General features: G+C 38.2%; 25 protein-coding genes. 6 read left to right on the top strand and 19 right to left on the bottom strand.

Annotated elements, in window-relative coordinates; translation table 11 throughout:
- Positions 1-114 precede the first annotated feature (114 nt).
- Together I6F42_RS10315 and fadR are read right to left on the bottom strand one after the other, a co-directional pair.
- Positions 115-720 carry a peroxiredoxin gene (locus tag I6F42_RS10315; RefSeq protein ID WP_007378637.1) on the bottom strand — a complete coding sequence of 202 codons (606 nt, stop codon included), beginning with the start codon at positions 718-720 and terminating at the stop codon, positions 115-117.
- Between the two features lie 364 nt (positions 721-1084).
- Positions 1085-1798, bottom strand: coding sequence for a fatty acid metabolism transcriptional regulator FadR (fadR, locus tag I6F42_RS10310; protein WP_004335692.1), 714 nt, complete (start codon positions 1796-1798; stop codon positions 1085-1087).
- Between the two features lie 542 nt (positions 1799-2340).
- On the opposite strand from fadR, the gene dsbB reads away from it, so the two are divergent.
- Positions 2341-2859, top strand: a complete 519-nt coding sequence (gene dsbB / locus I6F42_RS10305) for a disulfide bond formation protein DsbB (protein ID WP_197152048.1) — start codon at positions 2341-2343, stop codon at positions 2857-2859.
- Position 2860: 1 nt separating this feature from the next.
- Positions 2861-3163 carry a DUF6170 family protein gene (locus I6F42_RS10300; protein ID WP_197152046.1) on the top strand — a complete coding sequence of 101 codons (303 nt, stop codon included), beginning with the start codon at positions 2861-2863 and terminating at the stop codon, positions 3161-3163.
- 24 nt (positions 3164-3187) lie between these two features.
- Here the strand turns inward: I6F42_RS10300 and I6F42_RS10295 are convergent, their stop codons facing one another.
- Complete coding sequence (locus I6F42_RS10295) at positions 3188-3484, bottom strand: helix-hairpin-helix domain-containing protein (protein WP_024589927.1); 297 nt, start codon at positions 3482-3484, stop codon at positions 3188-3190.
- Between the two features lie 314 nt (positions 3485-3798).
- Between I6F42_RS10295 and I6F42_RS10290 the strand changes: the two genes are divergently transcribed.
- Positions 3799-4116: a YebG family protein gene (locus I6F42_RS10290; RefSeq protein WP_007584105.1), complete on the top strand. Its 318-nt coding sequence runs from the start codon at positions 3799-3801 to the stop codon at positions 4114-4116.
- Positions 4117-4391: 275 nt separating this feature from the next.
- Here the strand turns inward: I6F42_RS10290 and putP are convergent, their stop codons facing one another.
- Positions 4392-5870 (bottom strand): sodium/proline symporter PutP, encoded by a 1479-nt coding sequence (gene putP, locus I6F42_RS10285; protein WP_101217622.1) that lies wholly within the window; start codon positions 5868-5870, stop codon positions 4392-4394.
- Between the two features lie 332 nt (positions 5871-6202).
- On the opposite strand from putP, the gene I6F42_RS10280 reads away from it, so the two are divergent.
- Positions 6203-7429, top strand: coding sequence for an EAL and HDOD domain-containing protein (locus tag I6F42_RS10280; protein WP_007584100.1), 1227 nt, complete (start codon positions 6203-6205; stop codon positions 7427-7429).
- Between the two features lie 262 nt (positions 7430-7691).
- Here the strand turns inward: I6F42_RS10280 and I6F42_RS10275 are convergent, their stop codons facing one another.
- Genes I6F42_RS10275 through ccmA form a run of 10 tightly spaced genes read right to left on the bottom strand, consistent with a single transcriptional unit; the run spans position 7692 to position 15412 of the window.
- Complete coding sequence (locus I6F42_RS10275) at positions 7692-8423, bottom strand: VacJ family lipoprotein (protein WP_007585858.1); 732 nt, start codon at positions 8421-8423, stop codon at positions 7692-7694.
- Positions 8424-8432: 9 nt separating this feature from the next.
- Positions 8433-9686, bottom strand: a complete 1254-nt coding sequence (ccmI, locus tag I6F42_RS10270) for a c-type cytochrome biogenesis protein CcmI (protein ID WP_197152044.1) — start codon at positions 9684-9686, stop codon at positions 8433-8435.
- Positions 9687-10148 carry a cytochrome c-type biogenesis protein gene (locus tag I6F42_RS10265; RefSeq protein ID WP_007585854.1) on the bottom strand — a complete coding sequence of 154 codons (462 nt, stop codon included), beginning with the start codon at positions 10146-10148 and terminating at the stop codon, positions 9687-9689.
- Positions 10148-10717, bottom strand: coding sequence for a redoxin family protein (locus I6F42_RS10260; RefSeq protein WP_007585852.1), 570 nt, complete (start codon positions 10715-10717; stop codon positions 10148-10150). Before I6F42_RS10260 ends, I6F42_RS10265 begins: the two co-directional genes overlap by 1 nt.
- Positions 10714-12684 (bottom strand): heme lyase CcmF/NrfE family subunit, encoded by a 1971-nt coding sequence (locus I6F42_RS10255; RefSeq protein WP_024589932.1) that lies wholly within the window; start codon positions 12682-12684, stop codon positions 10714-10716. The genes I6F42_RS10260 and I6F42_RS10255 overlap by 4 nt, the downstream gene beginning before the upstream one ends.
- Before the next feature lie 2 nt (positions 12685-12686).
- On the bottom strand, positions 12687-13166 hold the full coding sequence (gene ccmE, locus I6F42_RS10250) for a cytochrome c maturation protein CcmE (RefSeq protein WP_007585848.1): 480 nt from the start codon (positions 13164-13166) through the stop codon (positions 12687-12689).
- Complete coding sequence (ccmD, locus tag I6F42_RS10245) at positions 13163-13366, bottom strand: heme exporter protein CcmD (RefSeq protein ID WP_007585846.1); 204 nt, start codon at positions 13364-13366, stop codon at positions 13163-13165. The genes ccmE and ccmD overlap by 4 nt, the downstream gene beginning before the upstream one ends.
- A 2-nt stretch (positions 13367-13368) precedes the next feature.
- The gene (locus I6F42_RS10240; protein ID WP_007585844.1) at positions 13369-14106 is read right to left on the bottom strand and encodes a heme ABC transporter permease; all 738 of its coding nucleotides are present in this window, start codon (positions 14104-14106) and stop codon (positions 13369-13371) included.
- Entirely contained in the window at positions 14106-14792 is a 687-nt protein-coding gene (ccmB, locus tag I6F42_RS10235) for a heme exporter protein CcmB (protein ID WP_002959286.1), read from the bottom strand. Before ccmB ends, I6F42_RS10240 begins: the two co-directional genes overlap by 1 nt.
- On the bottom strand, positions 14792-15412 hold the full coding sequence (gene ccmA / locus I6F42_RS10230; RefSeq protein WP_096058052.1) for a cytochrome c biogenesis heme-transporting ATPase CcmA: 621 nt from the start codon (positions 15410-15412) through the stop codon (positions 14792-14794). The genes ccmB and ccmA overlap by 1 nt, the downstream gene beginning before the upstream one ends.
- Before the next feature lie 113 nt (positions 15413-15525).
- Between ccmA and I6F42_RS10225 the strand changes: the two genes are divergently transcribed.
- Positions 15526-17979: a flagellar hook-length control protein FliK gene (locus I6F42_RS10225; RefSeq protein ID WP_010553892.1), complete on the top strand. Its 2454-nt coding sequence runs from the start codon at positions 15526-15528 to the stop codon at positions 17977-17979.
- 2 nt (positions 17980-17981) lie between these two features.
- Positions 17982-18290, top strand: a complete 309-nt coding sequence (locus tag I6F42_RS10220; RefSeq protein WP_007585831.1) for an EscU/YscU/HrcU family type III secretion system export apparatus switch protein — start codon at positions 17982-17984, stop codon at positions 18288-18290.
- A 31-nt stretch (positions 18291-18321) separates the two neighbouring features.
- On the opposite strand, the gene I6F42_RS10215 is transcribed toward I6F42_RS10220, so the two are convergent.
- Genes I6F42_RS10215 through I6F42_RS10195 form a run of 5 tightly spaced genes read right to left on the bottom strand, consistent with a single transcriptional unit; the run spans position 18322 to position 21803 of the window.
- The gene (locus I6F42_RS10215) at positions 18322-18723 is read right to left on the bottom strand and encodes a DUF2802 domain-containing protein (RefSeq protein ID WP_007585829.1); all 402 of its coding nucleotides are present in this window, start codon (positions 18721-18723) and stop codon (positions 18322-18324) included.
- A gap of 17 nt (positions 18724-18740) precedes the next feature.
- The gene (locus I6F42_RS10210; protein WP_002959294.1) at positions 18741-19238 is read right to left on the bottom strand and encodes a chemotaxis protein CheW; all 498 of its coding nucleotides are present in this window, start codon (positions 19236-19238) and stop codon (positions 18741-18743) included.
- Positions 19239-19262: 24 nt separating this feature from the next.
- Positions 19263-20057 (bottom strand): chemotaxis protein CheW, encoded by a 795-nt coding sequence (locus tag I6F42_RS10205; protein WP_197152043.1) that lies wholly within the window; start codon positions 20055-20057, stop codon positions 19263-19265.
- Between the two features lie 3 nt (positions 20058-20060).
- Complete coding sequence (locus I6F42_RS10200; RefSeq protein ID WP_007585827.1) at positions 20061-20831, bottom strand: ParA family protein; 771 nt, start codon at positions 20829-20831, stop codon at positions 20061-20063.
- A gap of 12 nt (positions 20832-20843) precedes the next feature.
- Positions 20844-21803 carry a flagellar motor protein MotB gene (locus tag I6F42_RS10195; RefSeq protein ID WP_007585826.1) on the bottom strand — a complete coding sequence of 320 codons (960 nt, stop codon included), beginning with the start codon at positions 21801-21803 and terminating at the stop codon, positions 20844-20846.
- Position 21804 lies beyond the last annotated feature (1 nt).

The raw sequence follows: 21804 nt of genomic DNA, 5'->3' as shown, positions 1-21804 counted from the left end.
AAAGATGATAAGGGTATTGTGAAGCAACCAAAAGATCGGTCAACCGATCAAAAATACCTTAACTGATCGGTGTTAGCCAATTGGCGGTTTTTTTATTTAAAACTAAGGGCTAAATTATAGCTCGCCTTCGTTTTCAGATAAGAACTTAGCAACGCCTTCAGGGCTTGCGTCCATACCTTTTTTACCTTCAGTCCAACCAGCAGGACATACTTCACCGTGTTCAGTGTGGAACGCTAGCGCGTCAACCATGCGAAGCATTTCGTCGATGTTACGACCTAGTGGTAAATCGTTCACTACTTGGTGACGTACATTGCCTTCTTCGTCGATTAAGAATGAACCACGAAATGCAACACCCGCTTCTGGATGTTCAACGTCATACGCTTTACAAATTTCGTGTTTAACATCTGCAACTAGTGCGTATTGAACTTTACCAATACCGCCGTCTGCAACAGCAGTGTTACGCCATGCGTTATGTGAGAATTGTGAATCGATAGAAACACCAATTACTTCTACGCCACGCTTTTGAAACTCTTCAAAACGCTTATCAAATGCAATAAGTTCAGAAGGACATACAAACGTGAAATCTAGTGGGTAAAAGAAGATAACTGCTTTTTTACCTTTAATTGTTTCATGAAGGTTATAGCTATCTACAATTTCACCGTTACCAAGAACAGCTGCAGCGGTAAAGTCTGGTGCCTGGCGGCCTACTAATACACCCATTTTATTCTCCAAATATTTTGAGTTTGTTTTCAATTGCTTTCGCAATGCTGGTACTTATATGGGCGCTAAAAATTAAAAACCAATAGCGCACACATATAATTAACTGTCATTTTAAAGTTATTCACTACAAAAGAACAATCGCATTTAACGATGTGAGCAATCGAAAATAACGAACACTTACAACTTGCATTAATCTGCTTGAATAATAGGTCTATTTTGAAGTGTAAATTGCGTTGTAATTAGATAGAACTTTTGACGTTACTGAAGAAAGGTTAATACATTAAATTGTTTAAAAATTCATATAATGTGGTATTAATTTTTACAGGTACAAAAAAACCTGCAAATGCAGGTTTCTCGTTTAGATTTAATCCATTATATCTGAGGGCATATCACCTCGGATTTTTTGCCAAATCTCACCTGTTTGATGACCGTATTTACGCATCATCGAAATAGCACCATCGTGCTCTTTATTTTCTGCCAAGATTGTTAAATCTTTATAAAACTGACGAGCAAGTTCACGAGTTCCGGCATCAGAGAAGTAATGACAACCAATCTTTGAATAAAAACCTCTAAAACCGTTGAGTATTAATACATAAATACGGTTATTACCCGCAACGGCTAATTCGTGATGAACTTTGTAATCGTAGTCAGCAAATGCCTGCGCAGTATCTTCTAGCTCATGACTTTGTGATAAAATTTCAATTACACGTTCAGGATTTAACTTAATTGCAGCACGTGTATAAATAGCACTAATATTAGTACGTGCAGATAAAAGCTGATCTGTCAGCTCTGGCATCTTGTCTTCATCTAAGCGCGCTAGTGTTTCAAGAATATTTAAGCCAGACGTCTCCCAAAAGTTATTTACTTTTGTTGGTTTACCATGCTGAATTGTTAACCAACCATCACGTGCTAAACGCTGTAATACTTCTCTCAAGGTCGTTCTTGTTACACCAATTAACTCTGAAAGTTCTCGCTCAGCAGGTAGAATTGAACCTGGAGGGAAATCGCCGTTCCAAATAGATTCAACTATATATTCTTCAGCAAATCCTGCTGGGCTTTTCGCTTTAAAAATTCTCATCCAGTTCCCACTCGAATTAATCAACACTCATCGTTTTACACGAATAACTGACTGATTGTACCAGACGAAGCATAACTAACAAGTAAAGTCAGGTATATTAATAAGCAAATGAGTAGAAATTAAAGATTAATAAATAATAAAATTTAGATTTCTCTAATATCGCTACAATGTATAAATATACAGAGCAATATTCATTGTAGGTACATTGTAATTATTGATATTTTATTTACACCATACCTAACTGAATCAACTTAAAACACATAAGTACATTAAAAAGGAACACCTATGCAACAGAGTGTTCTAACCGCAACTTTAAAGAATTGATTAGGCAATGTACCAATGTTGTATAAGTAAGCGATATAACTAAGCTTATGTATCAATGGGAACTAAGTAGAGCGTCATGTAGCCTCTGCTGAGGCTGCATTGAGTGATCAATAATTTCATCTTATAAAAAGCGACTTCGGTAGCTTTTTTTTCCTTTTTGTTGCCGCATACATTATCCTAGGTCATAATCTAACGTCTTATTTAAACGCGGAATTTTTATGAACTGGCTTGCGCAATTACCCACCCAACGTACCCCGTGGCTTTTATTTACAGCTATCGTTTTTTTACTTGAAGTGACCGCCCTTTTCTTTCAATACCAAATGGGATTGGCGCCTTGCATAATGTGCATATATCAACGTACAGCCGTACTGGGTCTATTAGGCGCAGGAATCGTAGGTTCGACTAAACCACAGAGCAAAGCAGTTCGTATATTAGCGTATGTAATTTGGGGTGTATCGAGTGTTTGGGGATATTTAATTGCTCGCGAGCATATTGATATGCAAACCACCACAGACCCTTTTGCATTTAGCTGTGAGTTTGAACCAAACTTCCCGTCGTTTATGCCGTTACATGAATGGATACCTAGCTTTTTTCAGGCGACCGGGGATTGTGGAAATATAGATTGGCAGTTTGTTGGTTTGAGCATGCCTGCTTGGATGGAAATTATATTTGGGACTTTCTCACTAACACTATTTATTATAGTTATTGGCCGTTTATTAATTAAAAAGTCGATTTGATATGTTTACATTTTTTTCAAGCCAATTAGATGAGCTTAAACATCTAAAAGTACGCAAGCGCCAAGACGTAATAGCACTTTCTTTAAGTATGTTATCGCCAACTGATAAAGTGTTACTGCGTATTATTAAATTAATATTACTAAGTCCACTATTTTTAATATTCACGGCATTTAAAGGTTGGATATTAATCCCGTTTTTGATACTCGGCGGACTTTGCTACCCACTTTTAACAACACCTATTGAAATCAACTTTGCTAAAAAACACTTAAGCGATGCATTAAAACAATTTAATCAGGGCGCATAGCGCCCTGATTGTTATCTACTGCTATTAAAGTGAAATTTTCCCCTCTAATTTGGCTAATAGTTTTTTACCAATTCCTTTAACTTGCGATAAATCACTAACGCTTTTAAATTCGCCGTTTTCTTCACGGTAATCCACAATTGCCTGCGCTTTTTTCTTACCTATACCCGGTAGCTTAGCAAGCATATCTGCATCAGCATTATTTATACTAATTGTCTCAACTTGAGGCATTTGCTTAGTTACTTCCGATAGTTGTGCATATACGGTAGTTGCAGGTAGTAAGCATAATAAGCTTATTATGAATAAATTTTTTAACGTTTTCATCAAACTTGTCCCTATTCTTCTTTTCTTAATTTTGAATGTTGCTCAGGAAAACCAAAAAGTAAGGAGCTGAAAAGCTCATCACTTAAAGTGTACCTAAACGCATTATCACTATGATCCGAAATCCTGAAAATGCAGCTGGTACAACAAAGTGATTGCTTAACTAAAGTAAAGTTACCGTTTTTTGTCAAATTTAAGACACCTAAAAATTAATACTTCGCGCTTGCAAATTTACGCCCAAACCATTACTGTACATAAAAACAGTAATCTAATGGTTTTTACAAACCACGGTGCCAAGCAATTTTGCAGGAGAAATCATGGCTGTTGTTGTTAAATATGTTGTAGAACGAAACGGAGTCGAGCGTATGACGTTTACTACCAAAAAAGAAGCTGATGCTTATGACAAGATGCTCGATATAGCAGAATCACTTGAGCTAATGCTAGAAAAGGTAGACGTACCGCTTAGTGAGCAACAAATTGAATCACTTGCTTTAGAAATAGCGAAAAGCAAAGATGACTTTATGACCATATTAAAGGGCGGCAAAGATCCAGTTGTTACCAAAGCGCCAGCAAAAAGTAAAAAGTCAGATAACGTTGCATCAATTGAAGATAACAACGATAAAAAAGCAAGTTAACTCGTAGATTGTCCTCTCCTCGGACGGGACAAACTAAATAAAAAAGGGAGCAACTTAGTTGCTCCCTTTTTTATTATACCAATTCGCTTAATTAAGTGATCTATTTTGAGGGTGGAAAAACGTGTTGATAGCTAGGCAAAAAATTTGATATTTAGTTGTTCTAAATGATAATTTTTTAACGCCGGTAGCAACACGTTTAGCACCGCAAAATGATTAAGTATTATTGCGGATTGGTATTACTTACTACTCATTTTAAAATGAATAGTAATTGCTATTTAAAGCTCTTTTTCTACTTCATCAAATAAAGCAGTGATGTTTTGCTCTGGCTCTTTTGTTACTAAGCTAACAACAACAATTGCGATACTCGCTAAAATAAAGCCAGGTACTATTTCATACATAAAGCTACTTAAACTTTCACCATTAATAGTAAACGGACCATAAATCCAAACAAGCACTGTAAACGCACCTACTAACATACCAGATAAGGCGCCAGCAAAATTCATACGTTTCCAATAAAGGCTAAACAATACAAGTGGTCCAAAAGCAGCACCAAAGCCTGCCCATGCATTACTTACTAGGTCTAAAATAGAGCTATCTCTATCGTACGCTAAATAAATTGCAAACAGAGCAACAAATGCAACGCTAATTCGACCAACAGTAACTAATTCAAAGTCGCTAGCATCTTTACGTAAAAATGTTTTATATAAATCTTCAGTCAATGAACTTGAGCTTACTAGCAATTGCGATGAGATAGTACTCATGATAGCAGCCAAAATTGCAGCTAGTAAAAAGCCAGCAATAAGTGGGTGAAACAATAACTCAGAAAGAATTAGGAAAATCGTTTCAGGATCTTCAACTACAATATTATTTTCATAAGTATAAGCAGCACCAAATATACCAGTACCAACAGCACCAAGGGCAGCAACAATCATCCATGTCATACCAATACGGCGAGCTTTAGGCATATCCTTAACACTACGTACCGACATAAAACGAACGATGATATGTGGTTGACCAAAATAACCTAAACCCCATGCCATTGCAGAAATAATACCTAATGCAGAGCCTGCTCCAATCCAGTTAAGCATATCTGGATTTACACTATGTAAAGTAGATTCCAGAGGTTGTTCAAGTAAAGAGTATGCAACAGTAGGCACTAGAATCAGTGCGATGAACATGATACAACCTTGCACGAAATCAGTTAAGCTAACCGCTAAAAAACCACCAAACAAAGTGTATAAAACAACAACACCCGTTGTAATGTATAAACCCACTTCATAACTTAGACCAAATGAGCTTTCAAACAATTTTCCGCCGGCTACAACACCAGATGACGTGTAAAGAGTAAAGAAGACTATAATCACAACAGCAGATACAACACGTAATAAGTTTGACTTATCATTGAAGCGATTTGAGAAGTAATCTGGGATTGTTATAGAGTCATTTGCTTTTTCAGTGTACACACGTAATCTAGGTGCAACTAACAGGTAATTTAACCAAGCACCAATCACCAAACCAATTGCTATCCATGTACTACTAAAACCAGTAACAAACATCGCACCAGGTAGGCCCATTAAAATCCAGCCACTCATGTCAGATGCACCTGCAGATAGTGCAGCAACACTTGGTGATAGATTTCGTCCACCTAACATGTAACCTGATACATCGCCAGTAGATTGCTTATATGCATATAGTCCGATACCTAACATTACAACAAAATATAATGCTAGTGAAATAATCATTCCTGTTTCCAAATTAGCCTCCGCATAATTATTAATAACAGGCTCTTGATCCGAATATTGACTCTTAAAATATTATAATAAAGACACTATTAGGATAAAAACCATTCTCGCTGACTATATCATGCCTAACAATAAAATCTCCAACTTGTTGCTTCCAGCTGATACAAAAATACTCATGTTGAATAATTTTAAAGCGAATTGGTAAAATATAATAAATTAAATAGAAGAAACACCTTAATTTATAATGATAATTTATTAATCTAGCAAATATACGTAATGCTATTTTGAGTCTTTTGCCATATATTATTACAATAACTAATTACATTAATCTTACGGAACTATTTATGTATTTTTACGCTGCACGCCAACCAATTTTAGACAGAGATAAAAAACTTATCGGTTATGAGCTTTTATTTCGTGATGGCGTTGATAACGTATTTCCCGATATAGATGGTGACGAAGCAACAACACGACTTATAGAGGGTAGCCAGTTTAATTTTGGTTTAGAAGATTTAACCGACAATAAACCTGCCTATATAAACTTCACCCTAGAAACACTATCAAAGGGTTACCCTACACTACTAGGTAAAGACACTATAGTTGTAGAAATACTTGAAACTATCCAGCCTGGTAAGCGTTTATTAGCTATCGTTAAAGATTTAAAAGATAAAGGTTACACTATTGCTCTTGATGACTATATTCATCAACCTGTATGGCGTCATTTTTACCCATTTATTGATATTATTAAAATAGACTTTTTAGCATCCGATATAGATACAATAAAAACGGTTCTAAACGATTTAAAACCGCACTCACATATTAAGTTACTTGCCGAAAAAGTAGAAACCTATGAAATTTACCAACAAGCTTTAGAGCTTGGGTTTGATTATTTCCAAGGATTTTTCTTCTCAAAACCTGAAATGGTACAAAGTAAGGCTCTACCACCATCAGAAATGGCATTAGCTGAATTACTTTACGAAACATCAAGTGTTGATATGGATCTTAAGAAAATCACTGATGTGTTTGAACGTGATGTAAACCTATCTTATAAATTACTTAGGTATTCAAATTCTGCCGCATTTGCAAGACGCGCAGAAATAAGTACCATTAAGCAAGCTCTTATAGTGCTTGGCGCCAATGAAATTAAAAAGCTATTGTCACTGCTGTTTGCAGCACAAGTATCAGCAGACAAACCTGTAGAGCTAATTAGGCTATCGCTTACGCGCGCTCGATTTGCTGAATTGCTCGCTATATCCCATGGGCAGTTTAAAGATACCGGCATGGCATTTTTAACCGGTATGATGTCGCTAATGGATGCTATTTTAGATGAGAGTATGGAAAGCGTCATGAAAAAGCTTCCACTTTCTAATGATATAAAAGCAGCGCTATTAAACGATGAAGGCTTGCTAGCAAAATATTTAAACTTAGTTAAATACTACGAACAAGCAAACTGGTCAGCTGCAAACGAGCTAACGAAAGAGCTAAATCTAGGTGAAAAAGTTCCCGATGCTTATCATGAAGCGCTAGCTTGGGTTAATGAACAAATGCAGTTAGTAGTGAACGAAAAATAAACTACCTGAACTCTGGTTAAGATATTTACTAATATATTAAATCATAATGATATTTAAATTTATTTTTCTCTAGCCAGAGATTTTCAGTGAAAACAAGGCGAACTTACGCGTCAATAGTTAGCCTATTGCAAGTAAATTCAACGTAGTTAGCGCTGAAAATAACTGCTTGAGATAGGTTTATTATCCAGAGTTCAGGTTAAATATATAAACAGCAAATAAAAACGCCAGCATTTAGCTGGCGTTTTTGTGAGTGGCTTTTCAATTATAAACTTTCTAAAAAGTCTTCATCAAAATCAGCTGGCTCTTCTTTTATAGGTGGGTTGCCATCGTACAGCTCATAAATTTGACGCTGAAAGTAAATATCTTTTACAAATAAGTACGGATCAAGTGAATCATTTAATAACCCTTCTTGTGGGATTAATGATGCACGCGCCTCAACTGCTTTTAAAACAAACACTAGAATAGTTTGTGGAGTCGTTAGCGCAACTTCAGGCAATACAAAGTTGTCGACTACATCACCGGTCAGGTTACGTGCTGTTGTAGGACCCATGCCAGGTAGCATTAAATAAGCGCCATCACCCACGCCCCATACACCTAACGTTTGTCCAAAGTCTTCATCGACTATTTCAAGACCTAATGAGCTAGCAACATCAAAAATACCAAAAATACCAACCGTAGAGTTAACTAAAAAACGCGCTAAGCTCACACTTGCATTACCCGGCTTACCTTGCAAACCGGCATTAATCATATCGACAGGTGCTGTAATATTACCTGTAAAATTAACAATACCGTTTCTTACCGGTACAGGCGTTACTTCAACATAACCTACAGCAACTGGGCGCAATAAATAAGCATCCAGTACATCCATATTAAAGTCGTATAACGGACGATTAATACTTTGCAGCGGATCTCTGTCATCTACTTTGCTTTGTGGTACTTGAGCACACCCGGCTAGTATCAATAAACATAAAAAAGTAAAACTGTGTTTTAACATCTAACGTCCTTAAGGTATTAATGTATCAATTTGAAGTTGGTAGTCACTTACACTTTCACGCTTTAACGACTCTGAATGACCTTCTAGCTCACCAGAACTTGGCATAACCGAGTCATCTATAGAAATACGCGCCGAAATAATAATATTTTCTGCACTAGATAAGTTAAGCCCTGCAACCATTGCACTACTATCACTCAACTCAACTGTAATTGGAAATGAATATTTAGCGAGTTTAACAGCAGCTAATGGCATTGGCGAACCACTTGCTGCTTTTGCAAATATAAACAAGATACCGTCTTTTGGCTGTTTATCTATAAGCTCTTTTGCAATGTCGACTGTAACTGCAATAGCACCCGTTGTAGTAGTAACTGGCATAACAGAGCCTTCCGTTTGCATTTGCTTCTCTATATCAGCGATACGCTCAGAGATCATGCTATAACGAGAATCATTTTTTTCCATACTCGCAAGTAAAACTTCAAATGCAGCTTTGGCTTGAGGCCAATCTTTACGTTCATAAGCAATGAGTGCTAATAACGAAATTGCATCTAAATTGGTAGGCTCAACTTTTAGTACTTTTGAGAGCATACCTGCCGCACGAGTCATATTAGCTTCGCTGCCTTCTAGTAATAAAACTTGGCTATAACTAATAAGTACCTGCATATTATCAGGATTCATACGTAGTGCTTTATCAAATGACTGCTGCGCCATGTCAAATTCATTAAGCGACATAGCAACTCGTCCAAGTAGCATCCAAGCGACTTCGTCATCACCTGAGCGGCTAAGCTTTGTACGAAGTGCCAATGCAAAAGCCTGCAGCTCATTTTGGCTAAGCGGCTCACCTTTTTGCATTACAGCACGCTCGCCGTAATTAGCTAAATTATCCATTGCATCATGCCAAGCCGAAATTTGCTGCTGACTACCCGTTAAACCATAAAAAACACCTGTTAGAGCAAGAACAAATGCGCCACCAGTTAAAGCAAAAATACGATTATTACCTTTGCTGTTTAGTGATTTTTCTGGTGATAACTCATTCAATAAACGGCGTTTTAATTCAATAATTGATTCTGCATGATTTACGGTATCAATACGCTGATTGTCTAAATCGGTTTGTAAATCAACTAAACGCTGCTCATAAATGCTAATTAGCTCAGCGTTGGCGTTATGAGTAATTGTTTGAACGCGCTCTTTTTTTAAAAAAGGCAACATCACAAACCCAAGAGCAACCAGTGTGAGTAAAGCAAAACAAGCCCACATTAAAATCATTTAACTTTGCTCCTGACGTTTATTTTGTTCAATTAGCTTCGCTAACAGCATTTCGTCGTCACTGCTCCACGTTTGTTTTACTGATGCTTTTCGCTGGCGAATAACAATAAAACCAAAGCCGACTATGACAATTAATACAGGTAATACCCAAAGTACTAAAGTAGCTGGTGTAACTGGTGGGTCGTAATGAACAAAATAGCCAAAGCGGTCAATCATGTAATCAATCACTTCGTCTTTGCTCTTACCTTCTTTAACCAATACGAGCACTTTATCGCGCAAGTCTTTAGCAACAACAGCGTCAGAGTCCGCAATGTTTTGATTTTGACACTTAGGACAGCGCAGCTCTTTAGTTAGCTCTTCAAACAATATCGCTTGTTTGTTGTTATCAAATTGATAGCGATCTTGCTCTGCAAACGCACTGATGCTTACAAAAAGGCTAAGCGTAAGTAGTAACCATTTCATTATTTAAGCTCCTGCATAATTGGCGCAAATTTAGCTCGCCATACTCGCGGGTTTATATCGCCCGTGTGATGCAACAAAATAGTGCCGTTTTTATCGACTAAAAATGTTTCAGGCGCACCCGAAACACCTAAATCCAACGACAAAGTACGATGTAAATCCAAGATATTAAATTGATATGGGTCACCCGCACGTTGCAGCATATCGCTCACTTCGGTGCGAAGTGATTGCATATCAAAAGGGCCATCAAAGTCGGCGTCGTAACCTTGTACGTAATAAAGCCCAATAATTTTAACGCCTTGCTCACGTAACTTAGTTAAATAACCAAGTTCAACTAAACATGTTGGGCACCAAGTACCCCATACATTTAGTAAGTAAACTTCGCCTTTTAAAGACTCGTTAGTCCACGGCTTATTGTCTTGCATTAAATCAGGTAAATTAAATGCTGGCATTTCTTGACCTAACCGACCCGTTTGAATTTCACGAGGATTAGCAAAAAGGCCTTGGTATAAAAATACACATACAAAAGCAAATACTAAAAGCGGCGCAATAGCTAAAATTTTACGGTTCATAAAACATTCTCCGATGCAGCTCTACGCGCTGTTTTAGCTGATGTGCGGTAGCGTTTATCAAATAAAATCATAAATCCAGCTAGGGAAATAAGCACACCACCAATCCACATCCAACGAACAAACGGTTTATGATAAATGCGAAGTGACCATGCACCTTGGCTCAACTGCTCACCTAACGCTAAGTATAAATCACGTGTAAAGCCTGCATCTATGGCCGCCTCAGTCATAAACTGCATACCAATATCATACTTACGTTTTTCGGCATGTAAGCGTGTTACTAGCTCATTGTTTTTAAGCACCGATACAACACCCGCATGACCACTGTAGTTCGGCCCGCGAATAGTTTTAACACCATCAAAGCGGTATTCATACTCATTAAGCTGAACTGTGTCGCCTTGTTTCATCGATACGTCACGCTCAACTGAATACGCCGATGTAAGCGTTACACCTGCAATAACAAACGAAATACCAATATGCCCAAGCACCATAGCCCAGTAACTTACACCTAAGCGTTTTAAACCTTCTTTTAAGGTGCCATGCACAGCAGATTTAGTGTAAATGTCGATCCCAGTTGATATTGCAATCCAAACCGCAAGCGTAGTGGCTAGTAGCGTAAGTGGTTTTACTAAATCGTAACTTGAAAACAACCAAGCACAGGTAATCACTACACTGGCTAATACGCCCATTAATATTTTGTTTTGTAAGAAAGCCCATTTATTTTGCTTCCAGCGTAAAAATGGCCCTATCCCCATCAAAATAGCAAACGGCACTAAAATTATTGCAAACATCTTATTAAAAAACGGTTCGCCAATAGAAATACTGCCCAAGCCCATTTCTTTATGAACCATAGGTAATAAAGTACCCAGCAATACGATTAATGTAGCAACTACTAAAAATATATTATTGAGCCATAACGCCACTTCGCGTGATACAAACTTGTATCGACCTTCACTATGTACTTGCGATACACGCAGTGCATATAACGCTAAGCCACCACCTACAACTATGCCTAAAAAGGCGAGTATAAATAAGCCTCTATCAGGGTCTGTTGCAAAAGCATGTACCGATACAATAATACCCGAGCGCACAATAAATGTGCCTAATAAGCTCAATGAAAATGCTGCTATAGCAAGTAATACGGTCCACGATTTAAACACACCACGTTTTTCGGTTACGCTTAACGAGTGCAGTAATGCTGTTGCAACAAGCCATGGCATTAATGATGCGTTTTCTACTGGATCCCAAAACCACCAGCCACCCCAGCCAAGTTCTGAGTATGCCCACCAGCTACCAATTGTAATACCTAGTGTTAAAAAGCCCCACGCAGTCATTGTCCACGGACGTGACCATTTAGCCCACGTGTTATCAAGCTTGCCAGTTAATAGCGCAGCAATAGCAAAAGAGAAAGCAACTGATAGCCCTACATAACCCATGTACAGTAATGGCGGGTGAATAATCATGCCCGGATCTTGAAGCAACGGATTTAAATCACGCCCTTCTACCGGGAAATAAGGAAGTAGGCGCTCAAACGGGCTTGAAAGTAGTAAGGTGTACATCATAAAACCTACACCTAAAAAACCAAGTACGCCCAATACTCGGGCACGTAGCACCCAAGGGAGTGATTTAGAACGCGCAGCAACAACGGCAGTCCAACCAGCTTGCATTACTAACCACAGTAAAATAGCGCCTTCATGGCCGCCCCATGTAGAGGTGATTTTGTAATACCAAGGTAGCGTACTACTTGAATGATATGCCACATACGATACGGTAAAATCATCCGTTACACTGGCGTAAATAAGTGCTGCAAAAGAGATTAAAACAAAAGCGAATTGCCCAATTGCTAAAGAGGGAGCTGCACGCATTAATCGAAGATTACCGGTATGCGCGCCCCAAAGAGGAAAAATACACAGTAAAACGCTTAGCACCATGGCAAGCGTTAAAGAAAAATAACCAATTTCTGGGATCATAGCTAATTACCACTATCTAAGTTGTATTTTGGTTTTTCGTGTTTAATACCTTTAACTGCCTCAGCAACTTCTGCTGGCATATATTCTTCGTCATGCTTTGCGAGCACTTCAAATGCTTCAATAACATTAGGTTCGATTAATACGCCCTGCGCTACAATGCCTTGCCCCTCACGAAACAAGTCTGGCAATATGCCTTGATAACGCACGGTCACTAATGGACCTGTATCAATTAGCTTAAAGCTTACTTGTAAGCTCTGTTCATTACGCTCAACCGTGCCTGGTACAACCATGCCACCAATACGTAGCTTTTGGCCAATGAATGGTTTTTCTTTATTAGGCCCTTTGCCATCAATAAGTTCGCTTGGCGTATAAAAAAGATTAATATTTTCTTGAAGTGCATAAAGCACTAAACCAATTGATCCACCAATACCAAACAGTACGGCAATAATTACCAATAGGCGCTTTTTACGTCTTGGATTCATGAGGCTTGTTCCTGTTTAGCTTTTTTAATTCGCGCTTCACGTATTATTTGTTGCTCAACTGAAGCCATAATACGTTTAGTATCTCTTAAAGAGTTCACTAAAATACCAAGTAAAATAAGAGCGCATGTACCAAAAGAAAGCCAGATATAAAACCCGTAGCCTCCCATTGCAATAAAATCAGAAAAAGAGTCAAATTGCATAATTACCCCTTATTTAACAACAAACGCACCCACGGTCGGTGCTTTTCGCGTTGTAAAATTTCATTTTTAAGACGAATTAAAGTCACTGTTCCTACAAAAGCAGCAAAGGCTAAAATATTAACCATAAGTGGCCAAAACATACTTGGGTCTATTGCTTTGGTGTCTAGTTTTGTAATGCTTGCGCCTTGGTGTAGCGTATTCCACCACTCAACTGAGTAATGAATAATAGGTAAGTTAATTACGCCCACAATTGCTAAAATAGAAGCTGCACGCCCTGCTGACTTCTTATCTTCAAATGCATGATAAAGCGATAGCACGCCAAGATATAAAAATAATAAAATAAGTTCAGACGTTAAACGCGCATCCCATACCCACCAAGCACCCCACATAGGTTTACCCCATGCAGCGCCAGTAATAAGCGCTATAGCTGTAATACAAGCACCAACAGGCGCTATAGCAATAACGGCAAGTTCGGCATTTCGTAGTTGCCATACAAGTGCAACAACAGCTGCAATAGCCATTGATGAGTAAGCCCCCATAGATAAAATGGCAGAAGGAACATGAATAAAGATGATACGGTAGCTGTCTTTTTGTTGGTAATCGGCAGGTGCAAAACCAAGCCCCCATACCCATCCAACAATCATACTAACTACAGTAACTACGGCAAAATAAGGCAGTAACGTATTGCATAACTGGTATGCACGCTCTGCTTTAGCATAGGGATGTAACCACTTCCACATTAACTTACACTCACTTTTAAAGCTGACGATATGGCAATTGGTGCGCTAATAATAGCAATAAGTAACATTGCACCAAGGATGGCAAGCTGCCCACTATAATCCAGCGACATTGTACTGGTATCGATAGCCGACGTTGCAAAAATCAAAACAGGAATATACAAAGGCAGTACGAGTAAACTCATCAAAATACCCCCTTTTTGTAATCCCACAGTAAGCCCAGCGCCTATTGCGCCAATAAAGCTCAATAATGGTGTGCCTAATAATAATGTTAAAACGGTTGCTGTTAACGCCGTACTTTCTAGGTTTAACAACAATGCAAACAGCGGCGTCATTAATACAAGCGGTAAACCTGTTACCACCCAGTGAGCGGCTACTTTAGCAAGTACGGTTAACGATAACGGGTAAGACGATGCAATTAACTGCTCCAACGAGCCATCGTTAAAATCATCTCTAAACAGTTTATCCAAGCCCAGCATGGTAGAGAGTAGTGCGGCAACCCAAATAATTCCCGGTGCCATTCTCGCTAGTAAACCAGGCTCAGGCCCGATTGCTAACGGAAATAATGAAATTACAATTAAGAAGAACAAAATAGGATTTACAATTTCAGCGCGCTGGCGAAACGCAAGTTTTACATCTTTGGTAAATACCGCACTAAATAGCAACCAATAAGAATGTTGACGAGTCATTAGTGACGATACTCCAGTGTAACCGTTTGCAAGTTACTAAAATGGGTCGTTAAATCTTGGTGGGTCGTTAACAAAATAGCTCCACCGTTTAGTAAGTGCTCGGTAAATCGCTGCTGTAAAAAGGCAACACCGCTTTTATCAAGCGCGGTAAATGGCTCATCAAGTACCCATAATTTAGCATCACTTAACCAAAGCCTAACCAAAGCTACACGTCTTTGTTGTCCAGCAGATAACATTCTAACCGGTACATCTTCAAGTCCAACAAGGCCAAGTTGCGCTAAAATGGGATACAAGTCAGGCTGGTTTATGTAGCCATTAATTTGTAACCAATGACGAACATTTTCAACTGCACTAAGCTGAGTATTTACACCTGTTTTGTGGCCTATAAAGAGTAGTTCTCTGGCATACTCTTCGTAATACTTAGATATAGGCTGTTCTTGAAATAAAACAGCTCCTTCATCAGGCACAGAAAAGCCTGCGATAATACGCAATAGCGATGTTTTACCAGCCCCATTAGGACCCGCTAATTGCATGATTTGACCGCTATTAAGGCTAAAATTAAGATCCGCAAACAAACAACGATCTTGCTTGATGCAGGTGACGGACTTAATGTGTAACAAGATGACGATTCTCTCTGCCAAAAATTAGGCGTTAGTCTACCATAATGATAGGGTAATACGAATATTGCTTTAAAATCGATTCACTTAAAATAGAGAAAACTTGATTTAAAATAATGAATACGCCAACGCAAATAACATTATCTAATTCATTGGTTATCAATCAATCGACAAACCCTCAAACCAATGAGTTATCGCAATTACCTAATGAGGTGCTTGCGGCTAAAAACATTCAATTTTCGAAAGACTCGATTACGCTTGATGTATTTATTGATAAACATTGGCAGACATTAAGACTTGGCACTACAAGCGCACCTCAAAATTTACAAAAAATAGCCAGTGCTAACATACAACTTAATCCCGATGGCAAACAGCTCAACATCACGCCAAACACTACAACCCTTACTTTAAATCAACCAGTACAATTACAGCGTTTATTAAATTATGTAAGCACGGGCACTGAAGTACAAAGCAAACCAATGGATTTACAAGTGGTTATGTCCCCTACCCCAAAATTAGTAATTGATAAACTTAACGCCAGTATTGCCATAAATAAAGACGTAGCGCAGTTACTTTTAACCGAGCAGCCTTTAAAAGTAGTTGTTAGCACTACTAACAAAGGCGCACAGCTTAATGTTATTAATCGCTTTGCAGATACAATTCATACGCAACCACTTAGCCAAACTAAACTTACTAAATTACTCGTGGCCTTATTACCTAGTGCGCAACTTCAAGCAACACCTAAACTAGCTATTTTGACTCATCCTCAAAAGTCAGGTTCGTTTACAACGCCTATTACTAATCAACAAGTTAGTGAGCTACCTAGCACGCCCATTAAGGTAAATTTAATAAATCAGGCTGATAAATTACTTATTAAAACCGATACTAATAATATAAAAGTGACGCTTAATAACTCATTTTCTAAACCGTTTAACGAGTTACTTTTAGCTCAAAAAAGCAGTGTCTCTGAAATACATTTTTCTGCGCCCACTATTAAAGCAAGCCCACTGCTTACACCTGATAGCCCAATAAAGTCGTGGCTACAAAATAGCTTTAGTGATTTAAAAACGCGAATTAATGATGCAGTTAAATATTTTGAAAGTAAGCCCTTTGCAGCAGCAAATAAATCTGAGTTAATGCCGCCGTCTGGATCATCTGCGATACAAAGGCCGGGCTTAGTTACGCAATTAACAGTATCACCGTTAAATAGAGTTAACATTACTCAAAATATAAGTACTGCGTTAAATAGCAATACTAGCAATACTTTACCAGAGCACTTTTCAAGACTCCCGCCACTTGTACAATTAACTCAGCAAATAAAAGGAAGTGTTAGTGTTTGGCAATCACCTTCAAACACAGCAACAACCTACACGCCAATAACAAGTAACATTACTCAAAATGAAGTGGCGAGCGCTAAGCCAAGTAATTTAAACGCGAGTCAATTGAGTGCTCGGAGTATTAGTACTAACAGTAAAGTTGATACGTTAATTAAGCCTACAAGTGAAGTTGCTACTAAAGGGCAAACAACGTCTTCAGTGCAACCAGTAATAAACGGCAACAATCAAAACAGTGTAAACCCAGCCTCGATTAAAAATATGCTCCCATTAGCAGAGCCGTTATCTAATATTGCCTCTCGTAGTCAAATGCTACAACCAATAGAAGCAAAGCTATTAAGCACACTATTAAAGCTTCCTGATACCACAATCCCTACGGATAGAGTAGCTGGTAACAAACAGCTTTTAAGTAGTCAAATTACTGATATTACAAATAGAGCAACAAAAGACACGCCCGATTTAACTCGCTTAATTAACCAAGCATTTAATCGCATGGTCTCTAGTAATAATATTAACCCTGCGACCATACAGCGTGAAGTATTAGCCACCTTACAGCCATCTCAATTAACGGGTGATATTCTACAAAGTAGCTTCACTAAAGGACTTGAACAAGTTGCAGTGAGTATTTTAGCAGCCCCTATAATTAGCCAATCAGTAACACCGATAAGCTTTAATAACCAAACTGGCTTAGATGCACTTTTACAAGTACTCATACCTACTTTTAAAACAGGAAACGCGGGAGCAAAAATACTTGAGCAACTGCAGCAAGCTCAAGTTCAAGCATTGGCTAGCGAAATCGTACAAGTTAAAAACACACTTACCCAAGTAAGTGTTTCAACACCAAATCAACAACCAGACACAAACCCGCTTGCGCAATTTTTATTACCAATGAAATTGCCGCCTGAGGCCGCCCAAACAGAAATAACATTGGGACAATATAAAAAGCCAAGCGCAGATAAATTAGAAGATAAAAATGTATGGTTTGTCAGGTTAAACTTTGATTATGCACAGATTGGGCAGTTACAGATTACCGCTGAGTTAATGGATAAAGCACTCGATTGCCAGCTATTAGCCTCAAGCCAAGAAGTAAGCGCAATTGCTCACCCTCACTTAGATAATTTAAGATCCAAACTAGCTAAGCATGGTTTACAAGTTGGAGAACTCAACTTAAAGCGAGGCGATACAAATAATCAGGCATTTTATAAATCTCATGCAATTATTAATATTAAGGTTTAGTAATGAGCGATGCACCCATTAATAAGTCAGCCATTGGGCTTTTATACGAAGCTGGCAACACCCCCACAGTAAGCGTAAAAGGGTTTGGTGAGTTAGCTGACGAAATAATTGCAGCAGCAAAATTAAAAGGGATTATGATCCACGAAGATGCAGCGCTTGCTAAAACGTTGTCGCATTTAAGCTTAGGGGAAGAAATCCCTAAAGAGCTTTATTATGTAATTGCAGAGCTTATTGCGTTTTCGTATGTATTAAGAGGTCAATTTCCGCCAGGCTGGCAAGACTTTCAAGGTAAGTTAAATATTAAAGCGTGAGATTATTTATACGCTTATAGCTAAAAAGGCGCTAAGCGCCTTTTTGTTTATGTAGTGAAAATAGTAATTCGGCTTCTGCTCGCGGTAATTCGCATTCGCGTATCACCTCATCGAGGTCCGCACCTAACTCAACCATTTTTACTGCACGAGAGTAAATTTTAGCATCAGGGTCATCGTATTTCTGCGCAGCTTGTTGCTGTATCAAATCTTGATTTTGTTGCTCAACCTCAAGCACTCGCTTACCAATACTTAAAAGCCCTGTTCTAAGCTCTGAAATTTCACTTCGCAAAATATGAGTTTGCTCTGAGCTATCTTTAAGCTGCTGTAATACAGCATTAATTTCATTCACTTGTTTGTTTTTTAATGCAATTATTAGCGCAAGCGATATAAGACCTACCGCTAACGCTGATATAGCTATACTAAGTAACAGCATAATTTATTTGGTAAAGCTTATATATCGCTTAACTCATCCCATTCATCATCGCTGAGTAACTTGTTTAAATCGACTAAAATCAGTAGCTCATTATCACGATTACAAACGCCTTGAATAAACTTAGCACTTTCTTCAGTACCAACATTTGGTGCACTATCGATTTCAGAGCTGCGTAAATAAACGACTTCAGATACGCTGTCGGCTAAAATGCCGATAACTTGCTCTTCAGCTTCAATAATTAATATACGAGAATTATCGGTTGCATCAGCAGCTAACAAACCAAAACGTGCACGAGTATCAATAACAGTTACAACGTTACCGCGTAAGTTAATAATACCAATAACGTAAGAAGGTGCACCTGGTACAGGGGCTATCTCTGTATAACGAAGTATTTCTTGTACTTGCATTACATTTACGCCGTAGGTTTCTTCCTCTAGCTTAAACGTAACCCACTGTAAAATTTCATCATTATTATCTGCGTTTTTATTTGCTGACAGTAATTTATCTTGATTCATGCTATTACCCCGTAATGGTCATTACTACTGACGGCTATCTAAGCCTTTCTCTAATAATATATTTAAATTATCTACATCTATTAAAGCACACATTTTTTCTTTTATAACACCAGCAAGCCATGGGCGCTTACTTTTATTTGTACGCCATTTTACATCTTCTTTACTCAATGTAATGTTATTTATCAACTTTTCAGCTAATAAGCCCCACTGGCTATCACCTAAGGTAATTAAATACTGATAATCTAAAGACGCCTCTAATTTATCATCATACTTTTCTGGCATTACCCAACGAGCAGTATCAACAACATTAAGTTTTTCTTCTCTGTTGAGCATAACGCCTTTAAACCACTTTGGCTTACCAAATAAATGATTTACTTCACCTAATTGATGTATACCGCCTAATGCTTTTAATGGTACAGCCAATGTTAAACCAGCAACTTCAAAAAATAATGCCTGAAATTCACCATCAAAATAGTCAGATTGGCTAGTGGTTATAATCTGTGGTTCTGGTTCTTCTGTAGTCGTACTTATCGGCTCTATTACTTCATCGTCAATGGCTTTATTAACTTTTGCGGCTTCAAAAATCGGTTCAACTATTGGCTTAATTTCAGAATTAAGTAAGTCTTGATTAAATATTTTTTCTGCCGCTTTTATCTGTTCTTTTGGTTTTAAATGAATATGTTCTTGCTGCGAGTCGTGTGGCATTTGCTCAAGTAATTTTGCGACTGGCTCAAGGTTATCTACAGGCTCGTCTTCACATAACAAAGCCCCTAGGTATTGTTTCATTACTTTTTCATTAGCAAATAATTGCTTACTCATTCATTAACCTTGTTCAATTAAATATTCTAGCAGTGCTTTATATGCGTATACACCACGCGAACGAGGACAATACTCTACAGGCACTTTTTGCGCAAAGCTTGCATCTCTAAATTTAGTATCTACCGGTATCACACCTGGCCAGACTTTATCACCATACGTACTTTGAAGTGTTTTATATGCTTCTAACGATGCTTTAGTACGTTTATCATACATAGTAGGGATTATAGTATATTGATAATCTTTCGCTTGAGAGGTTTGCATTAATTCCATAGTGCGCATCATTCTATCAAGCCCTTTCAGTGCTAAAAATTCCGTTTGCACTGGCACTAAAATTCGCTCACTTGCTGCAAGCGCATTAACCATTAACACCCCTAAAACTGGGGGGCAATCTAAAATGGCATAATCGTAATGTTCACTGATTTTTGCAAGCGCTTTTTTTAGTATTAATCCCATACCTGTTTTATTACCCATGCTTCTATCAAGCGTGGCTATCGCCATTGTTGCGGGTAAAATATCTAGGTTTTCAAGTGTTGATGGGCATAAAGCTTGAAGTATCTCTTCACTTTGCATGCTCGTGCCACGCGCAAAAATATCATATACGCTGACTTCCAAATCTTCTGAGTCAATGCCAAAGTAATAAGTGAGTGATGCATGAGGATCTGTATCAATAAGCAACACACGCTTACCCTGCAAAGCTAAAATACCAGCAAGGCTCACTGCTGTTGTTGTTTTACCAACACCACCTTTTTGATTTGCGACAGTCCAAATCTTCACATTACATCCTAATTACTGTTCATTGCGCGTTGTTATGCGAATACCACCATGAGGCAAACGAATTATTTTTATTGTATCGTCATCTGAAGGAAGCTCAATTTCAGGCTCTTCCGCTACTGGCTTGACGGCTTGTTCATCACCTTTAATGTCTTGTATTGGTGGTAAACCATACTTAGAAAGTGCAATAACAACTTTACGATTTTCTGCTCGCCCTTGTTCTGTATCGTTACTTACAAAAGGTGAATATTGACCATAACCTTCTATCGCCATTCTGGCAGAATTAATACCTAATGCTTCCAGCTCTACTAAAATAGATGTTGCTCTAGCAACCGAGAGTTCCCAATTTGAGCGAAATATTTCATTGCGAATACTTTCATCATCAGTATAGCCACGCACCCTAATATAGTTATCTACTGGAGCAATAATATCTTTAACAATTTTGACGACTTGCTTTGCCCTAGAGTGTGCAACTGAGCTACCACTTGAAAATAACATACCTGAGCTTAGCTCTATAATCAGCCAATCTTGATTAAGCTCTAAACTGGCTTCTCCATCACGAATTTCATCAATAAGCGCTGACTGCAGCTTAGCAAGTAAGCTATCGAGTGGTTTTCCTAAATATTTTTGTTGTATGTTACTTGTATCACTTTGACCGTCGAGTAACTCTGGGCCTTGTTCTTCTTTTAAAATACTTTCACCATAAAGAACTTCTTGTTCAGGTGTCACTCTATCAGTCAATATTCCATTACCATTGACGCCCTCACCTTGCTGGGAGTGCTGGCGGGCAGATTTATCAAAAACGTGTTCAAGGGAGTCTGACAATATTTGAAATTGTTCTTCTTTGTTGATCGCTATCGCATACAGCACCACAAAAAAAGCAAACATAATGGTCATGTAATCGGCATACGATACAAGCCAACGCTCTGTATGTTGACTTTTTGGAGCAGAGTGACGAAGTCGTCGGCGTAGCATG

It is taken from the genome of Pseudoalteromonas sp. SWYJZ12 (genome assembly GCF_015864395.1).
Lineage (GTDB): Bacteria > Pseudomonadota > Gammaproteobacteria > Enterobacterales > Alteromonadaceae > Pseudoalteromonas > Pseudoalteromonas arctica.
Note: the sequence above shows the minus strand (reverse complement) of the source record. Positions and strands in the feature narration are given on the sequence as shown.

Excerpts from the sequence above, each read along its gene's own strand:
- I6F42_RS10315 (WP_007378637.1), bottom strand. The coding sequence starts at position 720 with ATGGGTGTATTAGTAGGCCGCCAGGCACCAGACTTTACCGCTGCAGCT.
- fadR (WP_004335692.1), bottom strand. The coding sequence starts at position 1,798 with ATGAGAATTTTTAAAGCGAAAAGCCCAGCAGGATTTGCTGAAGAATAT.
- dsbB (WP_197152048.1), top strand. The coding sequence starts at position 2,341 with ATGAACTGGCTTGCGCAATTACCCACCCAACGTACCCCGTGGCTTTTA.
- I6F42_RS10300 (WP_197152046.1), top strand. The coding sequence starts at position 2,861 with ATGTTTACATTTTTTTCAAGCCAATTAGATGAGCTTAAACATCTAAAA.
- I6F42_RS10295 (WP_024589927.1), bottom strand. The coding sequence starts at position 3,484 with ATGAAAACGTTAAAAAATTTATTCATAATAAGCTTATTATGCTTACTA.
- I6F42_RS10290 (WP_007584105.1), top strand. The coding sequence starts at position 3,799 with ATGGCTGTTGTTGTTAAATATGTTGTAGAACGAAACGGAGTCGAGCGT.
- I6F42_RS10280 (WP_007584100.1), top strand. The coding sequence starts at position 6,203 with ATGTATTTTTACGCTGCACGCCAACCAATTTTAGACAGAGATAAAAAA.
- I6F42_RS10275 (WP_007585858.1), bottom strand. The coding sequence starts at position 8,423 with ATGTTAAAACACAGTTTTACTTTTTTATGTTTATTGATACTAGCCGGG.
- ccmI (WP_197152044.1), bottom strand. The coding sequence starts at position 9,686 with ATGATTTTAATGTGGGCTTGTTTTGCTTTACTCACACTGGTTGCTCTT.
- I6F42_RS10265 (WP_007585854.1), bottom strand. The coding sequence starts at position 10,148 with ATGAAATGGTTACTACTTACGCTTAGCCTTTTTGTAAGCATCAGTGCG.
- I6F42_RS10260 (WP_007585852.1), bottom strand. The coding sequence starts at position 10,717 with ATGAACCGTAAAATTTTAGCTATTGCGCCGCTTTTAGTATTTGCTTTT.
- I6F42_RS10255 (WP_024589932.1), bottom strand. The coding sequence starts at position 12,684 with ATGATCCCAGAAATTGGTTATTTTTCTTTAACGCTTGCCATGGTGCTA.
- ccmE (WP_007585848.1), bottom strand. The coding sequence starts at position 13,166 with ATGAATCCAAGACGTAAAAAGCGCCTATTGGTAATTATTGCCGTACTG.
- ccmD (WP_007585846.1), bottom strand. The coding sequence starts at position 13,366 with ATGCAATTTGACTCTTTTTCTGATTTTATTGCAATGGGAGGCTACGGG.
- I6F42_RS10240 (WP_007585844.1), bottom strand. The coding sequence starts at position 14,106 with ATGTGGAAGTGGTTACATCCCTATGCTAAAGCAGAGCGTGCATACCAG.
- ccmB (WP_002959286.1), bottom strand. The coding sequence starts at position 14,792 with ATGACTCGTCAACATTCTTATTGGTTGCTATTTAGTGCGGTATTTACC.
- I6F42_RS10225 (WP_010553892.1), top strand. The coding sequence starts at position 15,526 with ATGAATACGCCAACGCAAATAACATTATCTAATTCATTGGTTATCAAT.
- I6F42_RS10220 (WP_007585831.1), top strand. The coding sequence starts at position 17,982 with ATGAGCGATGCACCCATTAATAAGTCAGCCATTGGGCTTTTATACGAA.
- I6F42_RS10215 (WP_007585829.1), bottom strand. The coding sequence starts at position 18,723 with ATGCTGTTACTTAGTATAGCTATATCAGCGTTAGCGGTAGGTCTTATA.
- I6F42_RS10210 (WP_002959294.1), bottom strand. The coding sequence starts at position 19,238 with ATGAATCAAGATAAATTACTGTCAGCAAATAAAAACGCAGATAATAAT.
- I6F42_RS10205 (WP_197152043.1), bottom strand. The coding sequence starts at position 20,057 with ATGAGTAAGCAATTATTTGCTAATGAAAAAGTAATGAAACAATACCTA.
- I6F42_RS10195 (WP_007585826.1), bottom strand. The coding sequence starts at position 21,803 with ATGCTACGCCGACGACTTCGTCACTCTGCTCCAAAAAGTCAACATACA.